At 67.1% G+C, this 20,380-nt stretch carries 20 protein-coding genes; 8 read left to right on the forward strand and 12 right to left on the reverse strand.

Annotated elements, in window-relative coordinates; genetic code table 11:
- Positions 1-3: 3 nt before the first annotated feature.
- The 3 genes from A37U_RS0114650 to A37U_RS0114660 are packed head-to-tail and all read left to right on the forward strand — an operon-like array spanning position 4 to position 2,640.
- Positions 4-348, forward strand: coding sequence for a bifunctional 3-phenylpropionate/cinnamic acid dioxygenase ferredoxin subunit (locus tag A37U_RS0114650; RefSeq protein ID WP_020497392.1), 345 nt, complete (start codon positions 4-6; stop codon positions 346-348).
- Positions 348-1,502, forward strand: coding sequence for an NAD(P)/FAD-dependent oxidoreductase (locus tag A37U_RS0114655; protein ID WP_020497393.1), 1,155 nt, complete (start codon positions 348-350; stop codon positions 1,500-1,502). Before A37U_RS0114650 ends, A37U_RS0114655 begins: the two co-directional genes overlap by 1 nt.
- Before the next feature lie 13 nt (positions 1,503-1,515).
- Positions 1,516-2,640, forward strand: coding sequence for an aromatic ring-hydroxylating oxygenase subunit alpha (locus tag A37U_RS0114660; protein WP_020497394.1), 1,125 nt, complete (start codon positions 1,516-1,518; stop codon positions 2,638-2,640).
- A gap of 24 nt (positions 2,641-2,664) precedes the next feature.
- Here A37U_RS0114660 and A37U_RS0114665 read toward each other — a convergent pair whose 3' ends face one another.
- The 3 genes from A37U_RS0114665 to A37U_RS0114675 form a co-directional block, all read right to left on the reverse strand.
- On the reverse strand, positions 2,665-3,687 hold the full coding sequence (locus tag A37U_RS0114665) for an LLM class flavin-dependent oxidoreductase (protein WP_020497395.1): 1,023 nt from the start codon (positions 3,685-3,687) through the stop codon (positions 2,665-2,667).
- 5 nt (positions 3,688-3,692) lie between these two features.
- On the reverse strand, positions 3,693-5,141 hold the full coding sequence (locus A37U_RS0114670) for an amino acid permease (protein ID WP_020497396.1): 1,449 nt from the start codon (positions 5,139-5,141) through the stop codon (positions 3,693-3,695).
- 158 nt (positions 5,142-5,299) lie between these two features.
- Positions 5,300-6,082, reverse strand: coding sequence for a polysaccharide deacetylase family protein (locus tag A37U_RS0114675; RefSeq protein ID WP_205622939.1), 783 nt, complete (start codon positions 6,080-6,082; stop codon positions 5,300-5,302).
- A gap of 372 nt (positions 6,083-6,454) precedes the next feature.
- Between A37U_RS0114675 and A37U_RS0114680 the strand changes: the two genes are divergently transcribed.
- Both A37U_RS0114680 and A37U_RS0114685 read left to right on the forward strand, forming a co-directional pair.
- Positions 6,455-7,951, forward strand: a complete 1,497-nt coding sequence (locus A37U_RS0114680) for a flavin-containing monooxygenase (RefSeq protein ID WP_205622940.1) — start codon at positions 6,455-6,457, stop codon at positions 7,949-7,951.
- Positions 7,952-8,029: 78 nt separating this feature from the next.
- The gene (locus A37U_RS0114685; protein WP_020497399.1) at positions 8,030-8,983 is read left to right on the forward strand and encodes an NERD domain-containing protein; all 954 of its coding nucleotides are present in this window, start codon (positions 8,030-8,032) and stop codon (positions 8,981-8,983) included.
- 37 nt (positions 8,984-9,020) lie between these two features.
- Here the strand turns inward: A37U_RS0114685 and A37U_RS0114690 are convergent, their stop codons facing one another.
- Entirely contained in the window at positions 9,021-9,659 is a 639-nt protein-coding gene (locus A37U_RS0114690; protein ID WP_240437589.1) for a TetR/AcrR family transcriptional regulator, read from the reverse strand.
- Positions 9,660-9,726: 67 nt separating this feature from the next.
- Here A37U_RS0114690 and A37U_RS43805 point away from each other — a divergent pair, with 67 nt between their 5' ends.
- Positions 9,727-10,083, forward strand: coding sequence for a nitroreductase/quinone reductase family protein (locus A37U_RS43805; RefSeq protein ID WP_020497401.1), 357 nt, complete (start codon positions 9,727-9,729; stop codon positions 10,081-10,083).
- A 24-nt stretch (positions 10,084-10,107) separates the two neighbouring features.
- Here the strand turns inward: A37U_RS43805 and A37U_RS0114700 are convergent, their stop codons facing one another.
- The 6 genes from A37U_RS0114700 to A37U_RS0114725 all read right to left on the reverse strand — a co-directional run bounded on the left by A37U_RS0114700 (position 10,108) and on the right by A37U_RS0114725 (position 16,079).
- Positions 10,108-11,049, reverse strand: coding sequence for a quinone oxidoreductase family protein (locus A37U_RS0114700; RefSeq protein WP_026197234.1), 942 nt, complete (start codon positions 11,047-11,049; stop codon positions 10,108-10,110).
- Positions 11,050-11,053: 4 nt separating this feature from the next.
- Positions 11,054-11,956: an N-acetylglucosamine kinase gene (locus A37U_RS0114705; RefSeq protein WP_020497403.1), complete on the reverse strand. Its 903-nt coding sequence runs from the start codon at positions 11,954-11,956 to the stop codon at positions 11,054-11,056.
- Complete coding sequence (locus A37U_RS0114710; protein ID WP_020497404.1) at positions 11,956-12,882, reverse strand: carbohydrate ABC transporter permease; 927 nt, start codon at positions 12,880-12,882, stop codon at positions 11,956-11,958. The genes A37U_RS0114705 and A37U_RS0114710 overlap by 1 nt, the downstream gene beginning before the upstream one ends.
- A 93-nt stretch (positions 12,883-12,975) precedes the next feature.
- Positions 12,976-13,878, reverse strand: a complete 903-nt coding sequence (locus A37U_RS0114715) for a carbohydrate ABC transporter permease (RefSeq protein ID WP_020497405.1) — start codon at positions 13,876-13,878, stop codon at positions 12,976-12,978.
- A gap of 13 nt (positions 13,879-13,891) precedes the next feature.
- Positions 13,892-15,286, reverse strand: a complete 1,395-nt coding sequence (gene ngcE, locus A37U_RS0114720) for an N-acetylglucosamine/diacetylchitobiose ABC transporter substrate-binding protein (RefSeq protein ID WP_020497406.1) — start codon at positions 15,284-15,286, stop codon at positions 13,892-13,894.
- A gap of 19 nt (positions 15,287-15,305) precedes the next feature.
- On the reverse strand, positions 15,306-16,079 hold the full coding sequence (locus A37U_RS0114725) for a sugar isomerase domain-containing protein (protein ID WP_020497407.1): 774 nt from the start codon (positions 16,077-16,079) through the stop codon (positions 15,306-15,308).
- Positions 16,080-16,330: 251 nt separating this feature from the next.
- Between A37U_RS0114725 and A37U_RS0114730 the strand changes: the two genes are divergently transcribed.
- Together A37U_RS0114730 and A37U_RS0114735 are read left to right on the forward strand one after the other, a co-directional pair.
- Entirely contained in the window at positions 16,331-17,224 is an 894-nt protein-coding gene (locus tag A37U_RS0114730) for a MurR/RpiR family transcriptional regulator (protein ID WP_020497408.1), read from the forward strand.
- Between the two features lie 4 nt (positions 17,225-17,228).
- Positions 17,229-19,553 (forward strand): DUF4091 domain-containing protein, encoded by a 2,325-nt coding sequence (locus A37U_RS0114735; protein ID WP_020497409.1) that lies wholly within the window; start codon positions 17,229-17,231, stop codon positions 19,551-19,553.
- Here A37U_RS0114735 and A37U_RS0114740 read toward each other — a convergent pair.
- On the reverse strand, positions 19,535-19,966 hold the full coding sequence (locus tag A37U_RS0114740) for a pyridoxamine 5'-phosphate oxidase family protein (protein WP_020497410.1): 432 nt from the start codon (positions 19,964-19,966) through the stop codon (positions 19,535-19,537). The two genes, A37U_RS0114735 and A37U_RS0114740, sit on opposite strands and share 19 nt — an antisense overlap.
- A gap of 14 nt (positions 19,967-19,980) precedes the next feature.
- A complete protein-coding gene (locus A37U_RS0114745; protein WP_020497411.1) occupies positions 19,981-20,373 on the reverse strand; it encodes a nuclear transport factor 2 family protein in 393 nt (130 codons plus the stop codon).
- Positions 20,374-20,380 lie beyond the last annotated feature (7 nt).

The raw sequence follows: 20,380 nt of genomic DNA on the forward strand, positions 1-20,380 counted from the left end.
CCCATGATCTCGGTTTGTTCCATCGACGACATCCCGGAAGGCGAAGCGTTCCGGTTCAACGCCGACGTGCCGATCGCCGTGTTCAACACCGGTGACGCCCTCTACGCCATCGACGACACCTGCACGCACCAGGACGCCTCACTCGCGGACGGCTGGGTCGAGGACGGCTGCGTCGAATGCCCGCTGCACGCGGCCTGCTTCGATCTGAGCACCGGAATGCCATCCGGTCCGCCCGCGAAGAAGGCGGTGCGCACCCACCAGGTCATCGTCTCGGATCGCACCGTCTACGTGGCGATCAACGAGACACCCGCGGAGCTTCCGGTCGGCGAGGAGATCGGGGTCGCCTGATGCGTTCGATCGCCGTCGTCGGCGCGAGCCTCGCCGGGCTGAACACCGCGCGAGCCTTGCGCCGCAAGGGATTCGACGGAACGGTCACCCTGATCGGCGCGGAATCGGCCGCACCGTACGACCGTCCGCCCCTGTCCAAAGAATTCCTCGCGGGCACGGTGGACGAGGCCGATATCGGGCTCGGTGAACCCGAGGACGATGGCCTGGAACTCGATTGGCGGCTCGGGAAAACCGCGGTGCGGCTGGACACCGGGGACACCGCGGTGGAACTCGAGGACGGCTCGCGGATCCGCGCGGACGGGATCGTGCTCGCCACCGGTGCGGGCGCGAACCCGTTCCCCGGGGCACTCGGGCTGCGCACCATCGAGGACGCGAAGGCGCTGCGCGAGCGGATCACGCCAGGTGCGCGGGTCGTGCTGATCGGCGCCGGGTTCATCGGCGCGGAGATCGCGGCCACGGCGGCGAACCTCGGCGCCTCGGTGACGATCGTGGAACGGGCCCGGGTCCCGCTTTCCGGTCCGCTCGGCGCGGAACTCGGCGCGGTGTGCGCGGGCTGGCACGCCACGAACGGGGTCGAGCTGATCACCGATACGGCGGTGCGTTCGGTCGGCGAACACGAGGTAGAGCTCGCCGACGGGCGGGTGCTGGCCTCGGATGTGGTCATCGCCGGAGTCGGTGCCCGGCCGCACGTGGACTGGCTCGCCGGTTCCGGGCTGCGCATCGACGGCGGTGTGGTCACCGATTCCCAGTGTGCCACCGGGATTCCCGGGGTGGTCGCGGTCGGCGACTGCGCGAGCTCGCACCGTCCGTTCGCCGGACGGGTGCAGCGCATCGAACATTGGACGAACGCGATCACCCAGTCCGCCGCCGCGGCGGGCACCCTGCTCGGCAGCCCGGAGCCGCCCGCCCCGCGCGATGCCATCCCCTACTTCTGGTCCGATCAGTACGGCATGCGGCTGCAGTTCGCCGGGCAGCGCGCCGAAGACGATACCGTCTCGATCGTCGACGGTGACCCGGCGAGCGGGAAATTCGCCGCGACCTATTCCCGCGAGGGCGTACTGCACGCCGTGCTCGCGGTGAACAATCCCAAGCAGTTCGGCAGGCTGCGCCGAGACCTCAGCACCCAGCAAGCAAGCGTCGTCGCACTCGCGTGAAGGACCTATGACTATGACCGCCTCCACAGCGCTTCCCTCCAGTCTCATCGCCACGTTGCCCGGTTACTCGTACACCGAAAGCGAGACCTTCGCGCTCGAGCAGGCGCGAATCCTCGAACAGTACTGGTTCTGCGCGATCCGTTCGGCGGACCTGCCCAATCCCGGTTCCTTCCGCAATGTCCAGGTGGGCAGGGAAAGCGTGCTCGTGGTGCGCGGCCGGGACAAGAAGCTGCGCGCCTTCCTCAATGTGTGCCGGCACCGGGGCGCGAAGCTGTGCACCGAGGAATCCGGGGAGGTGCGCCGATCCCTGCAATGCCCGTACCACGCCTGGACCTACGGGCTGGACGGGAAACTCGTCGCCGCACCGAACCTGTCGAGCATGGCCGATATCGACCGCACCGAATTCGGGCTCATCGGCGTGCACCTTCGGGAATGGCTGGGCTATGCCTGGGTGTGCCTCGCAGAGGAACCGCCGTCGTTCAGCGAGACCGTGATGGGTGCGGTCGCCGAGCGGATGGGCGACGAGAACGCGGTCGAGGAATGGCACATCGAGGATCTCGCCCTCGGCAAGCGGATCACCTATGACGTGGCCGCGAACTGGAAACTGATCATCGAGAATTTCATGGAGTGCTATCACTGCGCGACGATCCACCCGGAACTGACCGAGGTGCTCCCGGAATTCGCCGATGGTTACGCCGCGCAATACTACGTCGGGCACGGCGCGGAATTCGGCGAGGAGGTCGGCGGGTTCACCGTGGACGGAAGCGAGGGCTTCGACCGGCTCACCGATGTCGGCGAGGACCACGACCGGCGCTACTACGCGATCACCGTGAACCCGCAGGTCTTCCTGAACCTGGTGCCCGATCACGTGATCCTGCACCGGATGTTCCCGGTGAGCGTGGACCGCACCATCGTGGAATGCGACTGGCTCTACGACCGCTCGGTCGTCGATTCCGGGACCGATCTCAGCGCGTCCTTCGAACTGTTCCACCGGGTCAACCAGCAGGACTTCGACGCCTGCGAACGGTGTCAGCCGACCATGTCCTCGCGCGCCTACGGCAACGGCGGGGTGCTCGTGCCCAGTGAGCACCACATCGGCGCCTTCCACGAGTGGGTCAACAAACAGCTGGCGGGTTAGGGCGCGTCGGACACACCCGCGGGCTCAGGCCTCGAGCACCGAGCGCATTCCGGCCCGGAAGCGCTCGGTGCCCTCGGCGTCGGCGAACCGTCCGATGTCGTAACAGACGACGTGCTCGCATCCGGCTCGTTCGTAGGCGTGCAACTGTTCGCGCACCTGCTCCGGCGAGCCGTGCAGCACGGCATCGGCGACCACCGCGTCCGGAATGGATTCGAGCAGTTCCGTGGCCCGCTCCGCGGGAACATCGTCCGGGTTGTAACCCTGTTCGAGCGGGAATTCGGCGCCGTGCCTGGCGAAACCATCCGGACCCCGGTACAGGGCGACCGCGCGCACGCTCGGATGCCGCAGCAGGGCCCGGCTTTCCGCGCCACTCGGGGCGAGCGCGGTCCACACGAACAGTTCCGGGCGGATCGCTCCCGGATCGCGCCCGATCGCCTCGGCATGCGCGCGCACCGTGGCGAGCCGTTCGGCGTAGTGCTCGGCGGGCAGACTGGTGGGCAGCCACCCATCGGCGTGCCGCGCGGTCAGTTCCAGCATCCTGGGACCGTGCGCGGCGATGTGCAGACCGAACCCGGCGGTCTCGGTGATCGCGAGCCGCCCATCGGTGCGCAGCGTGCTCAACGTGTCCAGCATCGGGCGCATATAGCCGAGCCGCCCGGTCCGCGAGGTGCCCGAGTGCAGTTCGAACGGGCGCAGCTGGCCGGGATCGCCGACCCCGATACCGAGCGCGAACTCGCGCCTGCCCAGCCAGCTCACCGTGCTCGCAGCGTGCGCGAGCGCCACCCCGGTGCGGCGCAGCGGATCGGTGACCGCGACACCGAGCCGGATCCGTTCGGCTGCCGTGGCCCCTGCCGCGAGCACCGCGAACGGGTCCAGCAGGCGATGCGGATCGGCGAGCGCTCCCGGTTCGGTTCCGCGCGGGTACCAGCCGCGCAGGTGATCGATGGACCAGGCGGCCTCGATTCCCGGTTGCCGGTCCGCCCATCGGATGTCCTCGAGCGGATCGACATCGGGGTGCACCGAGACGGGTGCGCCGAAAGTGAGCATGCTCCTCAACCGACCTCCTCGCGTATCGGGGCGGGCATTCCGGCCTTCTCCAGGCTCGAATGCTTGGCGCCGTAGGTGAAATAGTAGATCAGCGCCGCGCCCACCCACAGGGCGAACAGCAGGTAGGTCTCGGCAGGCAGGCCGATGATCAGGTACACGCAGGCGGCGATGGACAGCAGCGGAGTCACCGGATAACCGGGCACCCGGAACGGCGGGGGCTCCGGGTCGCGGCGGCGCAGCTGGATCACGCCGATCGAGACCACGATGAACGCGACCAGGGTGCCCATACTGGTGAGATTGGCCAGAGTGGACAGTGGAACGAATCCGGCGAGCAGGGCGACGAACACGCACACGATCCAGGTGTTCGCCACCGGGGCGCGGGTTTTCCGGCTCACCGAACGGAATCGCGCGGGAAGCATGCCGTCCCGGCCCATCGAGTAGAGCACCCGGGTCTGGCCGTAGATGGTGATCAGAGTGACCCCGAAGATGGAGATCACCCCGCCGATCGCGATCACCAGCGAGGGCCAGCCCGCTCCGGTGACCGCGTGCATGATCCCGGCGAGGTCCCCATTCGTGCCCGCGAACTCGCCCCAGGGCAGGGCTCCGACCCCGGCCAGCGCAACGAGCGCGTACACCACGGTGACCACGATGACCGAGAACACGATCGCCAGCGGAACCGTGCGCTTGGGATTGCGCACCTCCTCTCCCCCGGTGGCCACCAGGTCGATGCCGATATAGGAGAAGAAGATCATCGAACCGGCCGAACCGATCCCGGCCATCCCGAGCGGGGCGAACGGCGCCAGATTGTGCGAGCTGAACGCGGTGAAGGCCACGCACACGAACAGCGCGAGCACCGCGAGCTTGAGCACCACGGTGATCGCGTTCATGGTCGCCGACTCGCGGACCCCGCGCACCAGCAGCAGGCAGCAGCCGAACACGAGCACCACCGAGGGCAGGTTCACCACGCCGCCCTGGGCCGGTGCCATGCTCAGCTCCGCGGGAAGCGCGGTGCCGAAAGCCTCGGTGAGGAACTGGTTGAGGTATTGGCCCCAGCCGACGGCCACCGCGCCCGAGCAGATCCCGTACTCCAGCAGCAGGCAGGCGCCGATGATGTAGGCGACGAACTCTCCCATGGTCGCGTACGCGTAGGTGTAGGAGGCACCGGAAACGGGAATGCGGGAGGCCATCTCCGCATAGCACAACGCGGTGAGCGCCGCGGTGATCCCGGCGATCAGGAACGAGAGGATCACCGCGGGCCCGGCCTTCGGCACCGCCTCGGTGAGCACCACGAAGATCCCGGTCCCGATCGTCGAGCCGACCCCGACCATGGTGAGTTTGCCGAGCCCGACCGAGCGGTCCAGGGCACCCGAATCGTCCTCCGAACCGGACTCCGCCAGCAGGTTCTCGATCGATTTTCGCCGGGTCATCCGCTGCCAGGTCAGGCTGGACGGCATCCGCGTTGCCCCTTCCTCCGTGTCGACAGCAGGCCGGGCTGGCGGAACCACCCTCTGGCGCAGACCTCGTCGTCCGAAACAGAACTTGTCGGAGAGAAGAGTATTGACGCAAAAAACTTCGGTCAAGACCGGCTAGGCGCTCAATTTTTTCGCGAACTTCACACCGCGGTACGACTCGGGAAGTCGAAATGCCAACCCTCGGCGAGCAGCTTCGGGATGAGCTGGCGCAGCGCGGCGATGGTCTGCGCGCGGTTTCCGCCACCGTCGTGCATCAGGATCACCCCGCCCGGTTTGAGCTCGCGGCGCACCTTGGCCAGGATCACGGAAACCCCGGGACGCTTCCAGTCGGCGGTGTCCACGGTCCACGCCAGCGAACGCAGGTCGTGCCCCGCGGCGACCCGGCGAATGGTCTGATTCCACTTCCCGCCCGGTGCGCGGTAGTAGAACACGTGCGTGTTCGGGCCCGCGGCGCGCGAGATGGCATCCGCCCCGCCGACGATCTCGTGATCGATCGCGGTGAGCTTCTTGCCCGGCAGGCGCTCATCGTGATCGAGGGTGTGATCGCAGAGCCGCATCCCGGCCGCGGCCACCTCGCCGACCACCGCGGGCTGGCCGGCCGCCTGCTTGCCGATCATGCAGAAGGTGGCCTTGACGTGGTATTTCTTCAGCACCTCGAGCACCTCGTGGGTGTAGTTGCCATTCGGCCCGTCGTCGAAGGTCAGCGCGGCCCATTTGCCGCCCTTGTGTTCGGTGCTCGTGGAACTGCTCAACAGGGTCTTGGGTGGCGGGATCACCGGTTCGCTCATCGAGGGGACGGGGCGCCCCTGCGGATCGGGGCCGGGGCTCGAACCACTACACCCGGCGGCGAGCACTCCGCACAGCACCGCGACCGCGATCGCCGCACCCGCTCTCGGCCGTCTACAGCCCACGCGATCGAGCATCAGAATTCCCCTCCCAAGGATTCACGACTCCCGCACACAGCCTATCGATGCAGGTAGCGGCGCCCGAATTCGCACGCATTGACTCGATTGGGACTTTGAGTGCGCCTGGAGGCTCTGGTCCGTCGCGAGCGGGAGTCAGCGTGACGGTGCCCCCGCGGGGCGCTCGCACCCGAGATCGGCAAGGCGGACGACGACAGCGCGGCGGCGTTGCAACGTCGAAAGCCCAGCGGGAGGAGGACGACACCGCGAGGCGCCGCGCCGGCATGCGAAGGCAGTTCGCCGACGTCGCGGCGCAGCAGGGCACGGAGCCCCGGGCTAGACCCTACTCAAGAGTAGGTGTGTGCGTTAGCCTGGTTCGCGGAGGTGGTCAGCGTGGACCACGAGGTCATCATCGTCGGCGCCGGATTCTCCGGGATCGGAATGGGTATGCGGCTGGCCGCGGCGGGGATCGAGGACTTCCTGATCCTCGAATCGGGTACCGAGATCGGCGGGACCTGGCGGGACAACACCTATCCCGGGGTCGCCGTGGACACCCCGCTGGTCTACTCCTATCCCTGGCCCTGGGCCCCGGCCCCGAAGTTCAGCCGCGCCTTTCCCCCTGGGCACGAGATCAGGGCCTATGCCGAGCGGTGCGTCGCCGAGTGCGGGCTCGAACCGCACATCCGGTTCGGGGCGCAGGTCACCGCGGCGCGGTTCGAACCGGACCGGGACACTTGGCTGGTCGAACTGGCCGATGGGGACGGTGACTCGACAAGATACCTGCGCACCCGGTTCCTGATCCCGGCGACCGGAGTACTGGCCCGCCCCAGACCGCCGGAGATCCCCGGACTCGAGGACTATGCGGGCACCCTGGTGCACAGCGCGGACTGGGATCCGGAAGTGGAGCTCGCGGACAAGGCTGTCGCGGTGATCGGCACCGGTGCCTCCGCGCTGCAACTGATCCCGAAGGTGGCGCGGCGGGCCCGTTCGCTCGCCGTCTATCAGCGCACGCCGATCTGGGTGTTCCCCAAGCTCGATCCGCGATTCCCGCGCCCGCTGCGCACCCTGTTCGACCGGGTCCCCGCGGCCCAGCGCGCGGTGCGCACCGGGGCACTGCTCGCCGTGGAAGCGGTGTTCACCGTCGCCGCGCTGCAGTACACCCGGCTGCCGTTCGTCGCGCACATCGCGGAACGAATCTGCACAATGCATCTGCGCGCTCAGGTGCCGGATCCCGAACTGCGCCGCAAACTCACCCCGGATTACGGATTCGGGTGCAAGCGACCGTCCATGTCGAACAGCTACCTGCGCGCCTTCACCAAGAATCACGTCGAACTGGTCACCGATCCGATCGGGAAAATCACCGCGGACGGGGTACTGGGGTCGGACGGCCGCGAACGCCGGGCCGAAGTGCTGATTCTGGCCACCGGATTCCTCACCACCGAACGCGGTAACATCCCGAGTTTTCCGGTCTACGGCAGCGAAGGACGCGAACTCGCCGATTTCTGGGCCGAGCACCGATACCAGGCCTACGAGGGCGCCTCGCTGCCGGTGGCACCGAATCTGTGGCTGATGTTCGGCCCGTACGCGTTCACCGGCGCCTCGTATTTCGGGCTGATCGAGGCGGTCACCAACCACATCCTGCGCTGTATCGAATACGCCAGGGGAACCGGCTCGACCAGGGTGACCGTGCGCGCGGAGGCCAACGATCGCTATTTCGCCACGATGCGGCGGCGATTGCGGTACAGCGTGTTCCACAACAACTGCGCCGGGGCGAACAGCTACTACTTCGACGCGCGCGGGGACGCACCGTTTCTGCGCCCGACAACCACCTACGAGTCGATCTGGCGCAGCAAGCATTTCAGCCTCGCCGATTACGAATTCAGCCCGTAAGTTTGGCGTGGCCTGCTGCAAAATCTCGCTTCGCACAGCATGATGGAGGCAGGGCGCACCAAATTACGGAGAAGAGGAATGCTCGTCAAGGTCGGACCCACCCATGTCCGGCGTGCGGAGGATTCGTCGGGGGCACTACGGCGGATCGCGGAGCTGTTCGCCAGCTCGCTGGACACGCCGGGACTGCTGCTCGTCGGTGCCCGGGTGCCGCATCAGCTGCACGGCCACCGCACGATCGGCGCGCTCGCGATCACCCCGCACGGGATCACCGCGATCGAGGTCGCCGACCTGCTGCAGCGCCAGCGCGGCACCCTGCGCTGCCCGCCCTCGGCGAGCTGGACCGTCGACGGCCAGCCGGCGCTGATCCGCACCCGGCAGGCCAATCCGGCCAGCGAGCTGGACACGAACATCTACGCGCTCGGCGAGGCGCTCGAGGACTACGGCGTGGACGTCGGGCGGATCGGCGGTCTGGTCATCGTCGTCCCCGCCGAGGAACACGACCTGCACATCGCCGGGCACGGCCGGCTGCGCCGGGGGATGAACGTGGTACTCGCCCAGGACCTCGGCAATGCCCGCGACCTGCGCAGACACCTGCACCACCAGGGCAAGCGCAAGGACAACTGGTCCGCGGACGGGGCACTCGCCGTCTGCGAGGCACTCGGCGCCGCCGAGCAGGCCCCGAGCCGCGAGGAACTCATCGCTGAGGGCTTCGCCGCGCAGCCGACCGGAAAGACTCCGTCCCGGGCCACTTCGACACTGCGCGCCCCGGCGCTGCGCACCCCGAAGCCCGCCGTGCTGACCAGCCCCGAACCACCACTGGCCGAGGCGGGTGAGGATCCGCCGACCCCGCCGCACGGTATCGCGGCGATCGTGCAGGAGGAAGAACCCGAGTTCGAGGCGTTCCCGCAGCGCAGGCGCACCATCAGCACCAAGCGATACCGCGGTTTCATCCCCGCGGTGATCGCCCTGTTCATCGCCGTGCTGCTCGGCCTGATGCTGGTGGAGTGGCTACGTCAGGTGTTCCACCCCTAGGGGCGCCCGCGCCGCTAGGCAAACCCCGGCGGCACCGCTAAGAAGTCGCGCCGATCTCCACGGCAAGGGCCTCCGCCGCGAGACGCAGATGGCCCTTCGCCCGCTGCCATCGCTGCTGCAGGCGTCGCTCGTCCGCGTCGATGAACTCGGCAACGAGCAGTCCGCGAATGGTGTCCATGGCGGTGTAGACCCAGTGCCGGAAGCTGGTGTGTTCGGCGAAGGAGGGGAAGATCGCGCTGCCGCGTTCCACGATGCTCGCGGTGACCGCGGGTTCGATCTGGTTGAGCTGCGCCCGCAGTTCCGGATCGGTGCGCGCGGCGGTCCACAGTTCCATGGTCGCGGCGAACACCGGTCCCTGGTGCACCGACCACAGTAAGTCGAGCCCGGCGTCGATCTTGTCCGGGGCCCGCCGTAACCGTTCGATCTGTTCGGCGTCGAGCACGGAACGGCGCTCCGCGAGGTGCCGCACGGCCGCGATGACCAGTTCGGCCTTGGTGTGGAAGTGGTGGACCTGGGCGCCCCTGGTCACCCCGGCGCGGTCGGCGACCCGGGTGGTCGTGGTCCCCGAATAGCCGTGCTCGATGAGGCAGTCCACGGTCGCGTCGAGCAGTTTGCGCCGCATGGACGCGCTGCGTTCCTCCTGGGAACGGCGCTGCTTTCGCGGTTGCTCGGACACGGCCGGAGAATAACACTCACATACAGGCGTGCCTGTCTTTTGAGCGCGCCGCACGCATCGGGTAGAGATGGGCTATGCCACGACGGGGAGAGAGGAGCCCAGCCCCTTCGAGCCGGCCCGCGAACAGGCCGAGGAATTCGAGAAGTCCGGTGGCCAGGAGGCCACGACCATGCACGACCTGCCGATCATCGTGCTCACCAGCAAGGGAGCCAAGACCGGCAAGCTGCGCAAGACCCCGCTGATGCGGGTGGAGCACGAGGGCAGCCACGCGGCGGTGGCCTCGCTCGGCGGTGCCCCGAAGCACCCGGTCTGGTACCACAACCTGAAGAAGGAACCGCACGGCGAGGAGCGGGACATCTGGTGGCGGCGTGCCGTCGAAGCCTTCCCGCCGTACGCCGGATACCAGTCCAAACGGGCCGGGTGATCCCGGTTTTCGTGCTCGATCCGGTCAGCTGATCTCCAGCAGTACCTTGCCGAGCGCCGCCCGGTCGAGCAGTACCCGATGCGCATCGGCGGCCTCGGCGAGCGGGTAACCGGTGGTGCGCGGCCGCAGTGCTTCCGAGGCGGCAAGGCGCAGCAGTTCCCGCCCGTGTTCGGCGTAGCGTTCCGGATCGGCGCGCACGTACGGGGCCATCCCGAATCCGCGTACGCACCGCATGCCCATCCGCAGCGGGGTCGCGTCCACGTACCCGTCGGCCGCGCTGTAGCTGACCACCGTGCCGAACGGGCGCAGCGCGGCGACCGAACGGCCGAGCACCGCACCGCCGACCCCGTCCACGACCCGGTCGGCCACTTCCCCGGCGCCGAACTCCGCGTAGTCGAGTACCTCCGCGGCACCCAGTTCACGCAGGAAGCCCGCCTTGGCTTTGTCTCCGGTCACGCCGAGCACCGATCCCGCGCCGAGCAGTCCGGCCAGCTGCACCGCGAGGTGTCCGACCCCGCCCGCCGCCCCGGTGACCGCGACCGCTTCGCCTTCCCGGATGCCCGCCGTGCGCAGTGCGCCCAGCGCGACCTGGCCGTTGCGCACCAGTGCGGCACCGGTGGCGAAGTCCACCTCAGCACCGAGCGCGATGCTGAACGATTCCGCAGAGAGGGCGTAATCGGCGTAGGCACCGGTGAACGCGACCGCGGCCACCCGGTCCCCCTCGGCGAATCCGGTCACCCCATCACCGACCGCGACCACGGTGCCCGCGATGTCTCCGCCGGGTGCACAGGGCAGGTCCACCCCGTTGCCGTCCGGGCTCCCGCGCAACTGCCGCACGACGGGGGCGCTCAACCCGGCGCAGGCGACCCGCACCAGCAGCTGTCCCTCCCCCGGCTCGGGAACCGGCGCCTCTTCCAGGCGCAGTACCTCCGGACCACCGTATTCGGCGAAGCTCACCCTACGCATTCGTTCATCCTCGCAGCTCTGAACCTTCCGCGCAGGAGATTTCCCGCAATGCCAACCGGGCGGCGGTTTCCGCACCGTCGCCCGCCCGGTGCACCCGGGCCCAGCGTTCCCCGGCGAGCGCGTGCACCCGTTCGGCGAGCGGACCGTTCCCGGTGAGCAGTCCCCCGGCGAGCACGAGTGGTTCGGTCTCGTGTTCCCGGACCAGGGTCGCGGTGGCGAGCAGCTGCGCGGCGGCCTCGTCGAGGATGGCGCACGCCGCGGGCACCGTGCGATCGAGCACGAGCGGGGCGAGCCGGGCGAGGCTGCCCGGAAGGTCCGCGTAGACGACGGCGTAGATGGCCTCGCGATCGCGCGCACCGAGTGCCGTGTACACCCGCTCGGCGAGCTCGTCCGGCCGGTCGTTGTCGAGCGCGTCCAGGGCGTGCTGCACGGCGTGGCGGCCGAGCCACACCCCGGATCCGCGGTCCCCGAGCGCCCAGCCGTGCCCATCGGCGTACCGGACCGCACACCGGTTCCGGATCCGCCCGGCGATCGCGCCGGTTCCCGCGATGAGCGCGCAGCCGTCCGGTTCTCCGGTACCGGCGGCGAAGGCGAGCGCCACATCCCCGATGTGCCGCGGTACCACGGCGATGCCGATCCCGCGCAGCGCCGCGCCGATCGCTTCGAAGGTCCCCACGAGCACGTGTCCGCCCGCCATGCCGAGCAGTACCGCGCGCACATCCGCGCCCCGGTGGCCATCCAGCGCGCGACCGGCCGCCTCGCCGATCCGTGCCGCGCTGGCGGGCACCCCGGCGCTGACCGGGTTCGCCCCGGCCGCGGTCCCGGTGCCGCGCACCGTTCCCGACTCGTCGAGCAGCGCGGCCCGAGTTCGGGTGCCGCCGATGTCCATGCCCAGCGCGAACGGCACTATTTCACCGCGCCCGCGGTGAGTCCGGCCTGAATATGCCGTTGGAAGAGCACATACACGATGATCATCGGCAGGATCGCCATGGACAGCGCGGCGAACAGGGCGGGCCAGTCCGCGCGATAACTGGAACTGATCGCGATGTCCGCGATGCCCTGGGTGAGCACCCATTTGTCCTTGGCCTGACCGGAAAGCAGCACCAGCGGCAGCAGATACTGGTTCCACTGGCCGACCACGTTGAAGATGGTGATGCTGATCAGTCCCGGTTTGGCCATCGGCATCATCACCCGGAAGAACAGCCGGGTGTTCGAGCAGCCGTCGATCACCGCGGCCTCGGCCACCGGGGTGGGCAGGGTGCGGAAGAACGCGGTGAGGAAGAATACCGTGAACGGCAACGAATAGGCGATATAGACGAGGATGACCCCGCCGTAGGAATCGAGCCCGATGAACTGGCCGATTCCCGGAATCTGCCCGATATTGCGCACCACGAAGAACAGTGGGGTCAGCGCGAGAAACACCGGGAAGGCCAGCCCGGCCACGAACACGAAGTAGATGAACCTGGCGCCCCGGAACGGATAGCGGGCCAGCACATAGGCGGCCATCGAACCGAGCACCATCGTGCCGAACGTCCCGGCTGCGACCACCAGAATCGTGTTCAGGAAGAATCGGCCGATGTTCCCCTCACTGAACGCGCGGGACCAGTTGCCGGTGCGCAGCTGCCCGGGAATCGACCACGCATTGGTGAACAGTTCGGTATTGGATTTGAACGAGGAAACGAATATCCAGATGATCGGCACGACGATGAGCACGGCCCATACGAAAAGCACCACGTGCGAGACACCGCCGAGAAAACCCGATGATCTGCGGGTGTTCACGTTCGCGGGTTCGATCTCGCCACGGCCGGTGCGCGCGGGTGCGTCGATACTCATGCCTCGCCTCCTCGCCCGGTGCGCTCCTCACTCGCTGGCGCTCGCTGCGATGCTCCCGCGCTCGTTGCCTTCGGAGCAGTCATGCCCTGCCTCCTAGAGTTCCACCCGCTCGCGCCTGGTCAGCCCGAAAACCACGCCCGCGAAGATCAGGATCACGAAGAACAGCACTACCCCCATCGCCGAGGCGTACCCGAATTTCGAGTACACGAAGGCATTGCGGTAGATCTCGGTGGACAGCACCTGGGTGGAACCGTCCGGGCCGCCCTGGTCGACGGTGAGCACCCAGACGATCGCGAACACGTCGAACGCGGCGATTCCCATGTAGACCCACGCGGTCTGCACCGTGTCCCACAGCAGCGGGAGCGTGATACGGAAGAACATCTGGATCCGGTTCGCCCCGTCGAGGCGCGCCGATTCATAGATCTCCAGCGGTACATTGCCCATGGCGGCGCTGAACAACACCACGTAGAACCCCACCTGCTGCCAGACGAGCACCCCGAGCACCGACCACAGGGCCAGATCCGGGCTGGTGAGGAAACCGATCGGCTGCGCGCCGAGACCGATCAGCGGGCCGTTGATCATGCCTCCGGTGTCGGTCTTGAGCACCGACTGGAACAGCACCGCGACGATCACCAGCGAGAGCACCTGCGGCAGGAAGATGATCACCCGGTACACCTTCGAACCGCCGACCCCGCCCTTGCGCCCGCCCGAGGTGAGCAGGAAAGCGAAGAACATCCCGAGCCCGAGCACGATCAACGGGCCGAGCACGAGCAAAATCGCGTTATGCCCGATCGCGTGCCAGAACGTGGAATCGGCGAACAGCGCCTCGAAATTGGCGAACCCGACGAAGTTCTGGGTCTGGCTCGCTCCGTGCCAGTCGGTGAACGCGATCTGGAACGCCTGCACATACGGCGAGATCACGTACACCACGTAGATCAGCGCCGGCAGGGCGAGGAAACCGACGATGAACAGGAATTTGCGCCGGGTGGCCAGCATTCGCCTGCTCCGCTCAGCGGTGGTACTTCTTGACCGAGGGGTCCTTCTTGAGCTGATCGGCCTTCTGTTGCACCTGATCGCAGAACGCGTCCGGGGTCATGCGCCCGGCCATGAGCTCATTGGTCGCCGATTTCACCGCGTCGAAAAGCTGCTTGTACCAGTATTCGAAGCGCCAGGAAAAGGCGTTCTCCCCGGCGGCCGTGTGCATCTGCACCGTCGAGGCGAGTCCCGGGCTCTGTTTCTCCGGGATCGCGTCCTTGACAACGGTCATCGAGGCCGTCATCGCCGAGTACCGGGTCGCCCCTTCCTTGGACAGCATGGCGCGCAGGTATTCCAGGCCACCGCCCGGGTTCTTCGCCTTGGCCGGGACCAGGAAACCGCCGATGGGGATGGAGTGGATCGCGGTCTGCGGCAGCTTGTCCGAACCGGTGAGCGAGGGAACCGGGAGCACGCCGTAGTCGAATCCCGGTGGAATGGATTTCTTCTGCTCGTTCTCGATCCAGGAGCCGCAGGGCAGCATCGCGACCTGACCGTTGTTCTGTTTGGTCTGCGATTCGGTGTGCGAAATGCCCGCGGTCCCCTCCATGAGGTATTTCGCGCCGATCTCCTGCCAGGCGGCCGCGGCCTGCTTGATCGGCTCCGCCTTCCACGCCCCGTCCTCGAGATTGTCGATGTTCTTCATCACCTCGAGGCCACCGGTCTTGATCGCCATGGTCAGCATGGGTTCCATCTGATACTGCGGGTATTTCCCGGCATAGGTGTACGCGGCCATCCCGGAACCCTTGATGGTCTGGCACAGCTTCACGAACTCGTCCCAGGTCTTCGGCACCTGCCAGCCGCGCTCCCGGAACAGTTTCTGCGAATACCAGATCCCGTAGGAGTTCAGCGTGTACAGCACCTCGACGAGCTTTCCGTTGTAGGTGCCGAATTCCTTCGCCGAGGGATCGAGCAGATCGCCGACCTTCTTACCGGGCACATCCCAAGCGGGCGCGTCCAGCAGCCGCGTGAGATCGGTGAGCTGGCCGTCCCCGCTCAGCGAACCCTCGTCCATCTTGTTGTCGCCGTCGTTGTCCACCACATCCGGTGGGGTTCCGCCGGCGAACTGCGGTTGCAGCACCTTGTTGATTTCCTTGGTGACCTGGATGTCGACCTTGGCGCCCTTGTGTTTCCCCTCGAGCATCGGTTTGTGCACGCTCCTGGCGTATTCGGAGCCGTATCCGCCGTCGAAGATGTACACCTTGACCGGGGTGTCGACGGCCATGCCAAGCGGATTGTCCGGGGTGACCTTTCCGGTGACCGCGGTGTTCCCCCCACCGCCGCCACCGGTCGCGCAGCCACCGACGACCGGGACCGCGAGCAGGCCCGCCAGCGCACTACCCCTGATGAACGTCCGCCTGTCGAGGTTCATTGGTGATCTCCTTTGATCCCTATGCGCTGCGCCGAATCCTCCCGGCGTAACGCGCTTCGAGTGTTTTGTTGTGCTCATCCCCATCCGGAATGTTCGCCGAGCGGTACACCGGGGCGGGCTCACCGTCGAGCGCGAAGGCGCGCACCACTTCCGCGATCGTCAGCTGCACGAGCAACGCCCCGGACATCGAGGAAATGGCACACACCGAACCGCCGTCGGCCATGCGCAGAATCGCATCGCCGTACGGCGCCCCGTTGTCGAGTACCAGGTCGGCGTAATCCCCCAGTTTGTTACCGCTCGGATGCCGAGACGGTACTCCCTCGGAATGTGCCCGCGAATTCACCGCGATCAGCGCGTGCCCCTTGTCCTTGACCAGCTTGGCCATTTCCACGATGCAACCGTTGACCCCGGAATTCGAGGCGATGACGAAAAGATCATCCGGACGCGGATCGGTGAGCGTGTACAGCCGGTGCGCCACTTCCGGATCGCGTTCGAGTTTCGCGTCGAACAGCACCTGCGCCGGTTCGCCGCCGAGCACGACCAGGTCCCGCAGTGCCACCTTGTTCGTCGGCACGAGACCCCCCGCGCGACCGGCGATCTCCATGGCCAGCCCCTCGGAATGCCCGGTGCCGAAGGCCTGCACGATTCCCCCGGAACGCAGGGCATGGGTGATCATCGTGGCCGCTTCGGCGACCGCTTCGACGTTCCGCTCGGCCACCTGGTCGAGCAATTCCCGCGCACGGGTGAGAAATGCGCCCGCACCGACCTCGCTTGCCCCTGCCGGTTGTCCCATGGGCCGACCTCCTGTTGACGCCCCGTAATCGCAAATCCGGATGTGGTGAAGAATTTTTCGCCACGACCGGATCCGCTCGGCGCGTCGAGTAGGGATTGGTGGATACTGTGGAACCCCGGTGCCCGAATGTCAATAGGCCATACGATCCGGGCTTCGGCGCGCGTTCACCGCCCGTTCGTCCTATTGACGCCGAGTGGGTACTGCGCATAATTTTTCTTTCCTCACCGTTCGCCACATCACGCGGAGTGCACGTGGCACCACTTTCCAGCAACGAGCCGGGCGTCAGCGAACGACTGCGCGCGATCCTTCCCGCCCTCCCCGAGGTGCAGCGCGGGATAGCCGAACTCGTCCTCGAGGATCCGGCGGCCGCCTCCCGATCGACGATCGTGGAACTGGCCGATGCGTGCGCGGTGTCCACCGGGAGCATCACCCGGTTGTGCCGGGCACTCGGCCTTTCCGGATATTCCGAACTGCGCCTCGGGCTCGCCTCGGACAGTGGGCGCTCGTACCAGGATTCGCTGGCCGCCACGATCGGCACCGATGTCAGCGCCGAAGATGATCTCGCACAGATCGCCACCGTCGTCTCGGCGAATGTGGGACACGCCGTCACGGAATCGGTCACCAAACTCAACCTCACCGATATCGACACCGCGGCCGGCCGGCTCGCTTCCGCGCGCCGGGTGCAGATCTTCGGCACCGGTGGTTCCGGGGTCATGGCCAATGATTTCCAGCAGCGCGCCTACCGGATCGGGGTGCCCTGCTGGACGTGGGCCGACACCCATCTCGCCCTTTCCGCGGCCGCGCTGCTCGGCAACCGCGATGTGCTGCTGGCGATTTCGCACAGCGGCCACACCCGCGATGTGTACGACGTGCTCACCGAGGCCGGGGACAAGGGCGCGTTCACCATCGCCGTCACCGATGACGCGCAGTCCCCGATCGGAACACAGGCCCGCCTCGTGCTCACCTCCAGCGTCGGGGATCTCGGCTATCACACCGAAGCCATCGCCGCGCGGCATGCCCAGCTGGTCGTGCTCGACGTGCTCTACGTGGCGGTGGCCCAGCGAACCCAGCAGCAGACCCGTGCGGCGATAACGGCGACCGCAGCCGCGGTGAGTGGATACAAACGGCCCGGAAGAGTGAGGTGATCGCATGCAGGCCCGGTCGAAGCAGTCCCCGGCACGGCGCACGCTCGCGCGGTTGGGTGTCGCCGTGCTCGCCGTCATCCTCGGCACGCTCGGGTTCACCGCCCCGGCCGGGGCCGCAGCGAATTCCGGGCCCGCGGTGTGGACCAAGGATTCCGCCGACCGGGTGTTCTCTTCCTCCCCCGAACCGGCCGGCGCGACACGTTCGGTATCACTGGACGCGGCGCGCGGCGAACAGGAAGCCGCACAGATCGCGGTGCGCGCCCCGGCCTACCGGGACCTGAATTTCGTGCACGTGACGACCGGCCTGCTCGCCGGGAGCCGGGGCATCATCCCGCCATCGGCCGTGCAGCTGCGCAAGGAATACAACCATCCGCACATCCAGAAGATCGGCGGCGACATCCAGCAGCCACCCGATGGCGGGAATTCCTATTACGATGCGCTGGTCGACAACAATCCCGGACGGGTCGCCGCGAATTCCACCCAACCGTACTACTTCAGTGTCCGGGTTCCGGAGGACCAGCCGCCCGGGGTGTACCGCGGCCAGATCATCGTGCTCACCGAGGCGGGCGCGCGCGTCCTCCCGGTTTCCCTGCGCGTCTACGATGTGACCCTGCCTCCGGCGAACGAGCAGCATTTCCAGATGAACAACTGGTTCACCTCGGCGGGCTGGGACTACAAGGGCACCGTCGAGGCGATCCCGCTGCAGTACGGGGTGCAGATGTACGACCCGCGCTGGTGGCAGGTGATCCAGAACATCGCACGGAACATGGCCGAGCACCGGAACAACGTCATCTACACCGACTTCCAGGCGCTGCTCATTCCGGCGACCACGATCGACGACAACGGTATCTACCATTTCGACTGGTCTGTCTTCGATCGGTTCGTGCAAACCTTCATCGACGCGGGCGCACTGGAATACATTTACACACCGACCCTGCTCGAACCCAATTCCACGGGCGGATCCGATCTGGAAATGCTCAAGAAGGTCAACGGCAAGACCAAACGGGTCCTGGTACCGCCGGGCAGCCAGGAATCGAACACCTACCTGGACATGCTGCTCCCCGCGTTGCGCGCACACCTGGACGAGAAAGGCTGGACGAAACGGTTCACCATGAGCGCCGTCGACGAGCCCTCGCAGCCGAGCCAGGCCACCGCGGCGAACTGGTTCTACCAGAAATACCGCAACTATTTTCCGGACGGGAACTACAGCACGAACGAGGCGCACAACCACCAGATGCCGGGCATCGATCCGAACCTGACCACGGTCACCCCGGTCATCAATCTCTACGAGCAGAACATCTCCTACTACCAGGATCTGCGCATTTCCGGGACGAAACTCTGGCTCTACACCGCGATCGGTCCGCAGGGCGATGAGATGAACCGGTTCATCTCCTACCACCTGGACAAGACCCGGCTCATCCCCTGGCTCATCTGGAAGGTCGGCGGAATCGGTTACCTGCACTGGGGCTGGAATTACTGGTACCAGTCACAGAATCCGCCATGGGAGAAGATCAACACCTTCGACGCGCCACAGACCGGGGACAATTATCTGGTCCGCCCGGATGTGAAACGGCTCGGCATCTACGACAGCCTGCGCAGCGAAACCCAGCTCGACGGGGTGGAGGATTACGAACTGCTCAGCAAACTCGCCGAGAACAGCCCGCTGACCGCGCGCTCGATCAGCCAGCGAGTCATCGACAGCATCACCGCCTACACCCGCGATGGCAACCGTGTAGTGGACGCGCACAAGGCGCTGCTCGAAGCCCTCGACAAGGGGCAAGGCGATGCGAGCGAACCGTTCCAGGACTCCTTCACCGGCGGGGACACGGCATGGACGCACACCGTGGGGAACTGGTCCGCGGCGAACGGCCAGTACACCCAGAGTGATCCGGGTGCGCCCGATGCCGTCTCCGCGGTGCGCGACCGTGCCTGGGGCGATGCGGAAGTGCGCACCACCCTGTCGCTCGGTTCGGGTGGGTACACCAGCTGGGCCGGGGTGATCCTGCGCAACTCCAACGCCGCCGAGGTCGACACCGGTTATCTGGTCGGCGTGCACCCGGACGGTGAGCTGTTCATCGAGCGCACCGGGAAAACCGTGGCCAGCACGCGTATTTCCGACTACCGGCCGGGCACAAAGCTGCCGCTGCGCATCACCATCCGGGGCACCGAGATCGGCGTCCACCTCGGCGAGAAGCTGCTACTGCGGTACAGCGATCCGCAGAACGGGTTCACCGACGGGCAGATCGGGCTCGCCACGAACGGCACTACGGCCACCTTCGGCCCAGTGCGCATCGATCCGCACCCCGATACTCAGACCTCGCCCGAGTAGTCCTTGGTGCTCCAGCGGTCGGGGCGGATGGTGAACAGCACCGCCTGATCACCATCCGCGTTCTCGGCGAAGGCTCGACCGCTCTCCGGGCCGAGGTAGCGCACCGCGATTCCCTCGCGCGCCTCGAACGGGGAAGGAGTGACGGCCTCGGTGACGGTGCCCTCCACGATCACGTACTGGTACGGCAGGGTGCCGCGCTGGATGGTCAGCGTCACCGCGCCCGACTGCTCGATGAGCCGCGCCTTGCGGGTCGCGGCGCCGGTGTTGATCAGGAAATCGCCGCCCGAGGTGTACTCGTACCAGATCGGGAAGGCCATCGGCGGGCGTCCGTCGTCCGCGGCGACCGAGACCACGGCGATGTGGTCCCCGGCCAGGAATTCCTCACGTTCGGCTTCGGTGAACGATTTCGGCATGGTGAAGCTCCTCCCTACGCCGCGACCAGTTGCAGCGGGTTCATGTAGTCACGGATGTGGGTCACCTTGCCAGCGCGGCGGGTGATGATGAAGACGTAGTCGATGTCCCGTGGCGCGTCGTCGGCGACCGAGTGGTGATGGCCGGTGAATTCCACGATCGTCTCGTCCTCGGCCTGCCGCACCCGGATGTCGGTGAACGGCCCGAAGCGGAGCAGGCCGGGAAGCCCGCGCATATAGGCCGCGATCTCCGCGCGCCCTTCCAGACGGCGGGGCGCCCCCTCGGGAGCGAACGGGAACTCGTGCACCGCGTCGGGCGCGTACATCTCCAGATAGCCGTCCACATTCCCGGACTTGAGCGCCTCGAGGCTACGCGCCAGCCACTCGGGCAGCGTGGAAGTTGGTGCCATGCGATCC

Origin of the sequence: Sciscionella marina DSM 45152 (assembly GCF_000379465.1) — a bacterium.
GTDB classification, from domain to species: Bacteria; Actinomycetota; Actinomycetes; order Mycobacteriales; family Pseudonocardiaceae; genus Sciscionella; species Sciscionella marina.